We start from the raw sequence: 1,663 nt of genomic DNA, 5'->3' as shown, positions 1-1,663 counted from the left end.
CGGCATCAGGGCTAGCGAAACGCGACGCGAAGGAGTTGGCCATGGAAATGCGGCGCGCCGCCTCGCCGCCCGGTCGGTTGTAGCCAGCGAACTTCCAGGCGTTGTTCATGAGACGCTGCGCTTCCTCGGGCGACTTGGCCGCGTTTAGCGCGTCGATCAGACCGGGGTCTTCATGAAGGAAGTATTGCGCCTGAAGCTGCGGCGACGGGGCGTTTGCGTCACCGCCGTTGCTGCCGGCGAATGCCCGCATGGCTTCGAAGCGCGGACCGCGCCACGACAGGATACCGCCCGCAGTCCCTGCCTGCCCGCTTTCGCTCGGGTCAGACCATGAGCCGAATGCGTTCTTCGCATTGAAGCGGCTTTCGGCGTTCGCAGTTGCCGCGACAGCAGCGAGACCGTACGGGTTGGTGACCTTGCTTTTCACCGTGTCCATAAAGCCGTTGTAGATGTCGTTGCCAGACAGATCTGGCGCGCTGCCCATCGAGCCGCCGCCAAGAGCCGAAACGACCGCCTTGCTGGCCGAAGCCGATGTCGAGGCAGGCGAGGATGCTCCGCTACCGCTGAACAGCGCTGAGAACACATCGTTGCCGCCCTTGCGCCAATCACGTTCCGCCGACGTTGCCTTGCTGTCGGCGAGCCTGTAGCCGATCGCCTCGCCAATCGCGTTCAGGCCCTGGCCGATCGTGCGCGGGGCGGCCGGCCGGGCAAGAGCATCGGCAATGGCCCTGAGGCGCGCCAGGTCTTCCGGCGTCTGCACGCCGGTATTGCCGCCGAAGATGAACGAGGGCTGGACGCTCATGCCAAGGCCTCCCCGTAATTGACAGCATCAACACCGCCGACATTGATGACCGCGTGCGGCCGGAACGCACGCACCTCGTCGGCCATGACGCCGATCTGCTCGCCACCGCCCCACACGTATTCGAAGGCATACTTTGCGAGGCCATTGGCGAATTCGCCGACGCGGCGGACGTTCATTTTGACGCGGCGGTCGGAATACTTGATCAGGTTCGCGCCGAGGCCGAACAGGCCGCCGAAAAGGTCGCTGCTGCTCTGCGCTTGCTGCTGCCAGTTTTGGAGCTTCTGGTTGTAGTTGGTGTTGATCAGGCCGGCCACGTCGGTCGTGGGGATCGTCGGCATATTGGCGTTGACGAAATTCGGCTGGCTCACCTGCGAACCGGACAGCAGCGCCGTCAAATTGTTGATCGGTGCCGAGTTCTGCGCGAGCGCTTCCTGCACCGCCTGCCCGCGACCCTGAAGCAGAAGCTGGTTATAGGCGTCATTTTCCCCCTGATTTTCGAGGTTCTGCGCCTGTGCGTATGCGTCCGAACCGGGACGGATGCCGCGATTGATCAGGTCCGCCTCGTTCGACGCGCGACGGGCGTCGAGCGCCGGCTGCAGCCGCTTCATACCAAGGTCCATCAGCCGGGCCTCGGTGGCGTCGTTCGACAGGTCGACCGGCTTCGACAGGAAGTCGTTCAGGAACGCCGACTGGTCGTTGGCGAGCTTTCCGAGATTGAGCCTGGCCTCGTCGGTCTGATCCTTGATCGCCTGGCCGGTCTGCGACAGGGTCTGCGTCGCCGTGTAGGTCGGGATGTCGTAGGACTTGCCCGTATAGGGGTCGTTCCACTTGTAGGTGCCGGTCTGGCTGTAGGTCAGGTTGCCG

Annotated in this window: 2 protein-coding genes; both read right to left on the bottom strand. The window is 63.9% G+C overall.

Annotated features, from left to right (window positions below; genetic code table 11):
* Positions 1-799: phage tail tip lysozyme (locus EOA75_RS32585; protein WP_245466822.1), on the bottom strand; the 799-nt coding region annotated here is incomplete at its 3' end.
* The coding region (locus EOA75_RS32580; protein WP_164747744.1) for a tail fiber domain-containing protein at positions 796-1,663 on the bottom strand (868 nt) is incomplete at its 5' end. The genes EOA75_RS32580 and EOA75_RS32585, both read right to left, overlap by 4 nt.

Origin of the sequence: Mesorhizobium sp. M1A.F.Ca.IN.022.07.1.1 (genome assembly GCF_003997575.1) — a bacterium.
Classification (GTDB): Bacteria; Pseudomonadota; Alphaproteobacteria; order Rhizobiales; family Rhizobiaceae; genus Mesorhizobium.
This window is presented reverse-complemented; position numbering and strand designations above follow the sequence as displayed.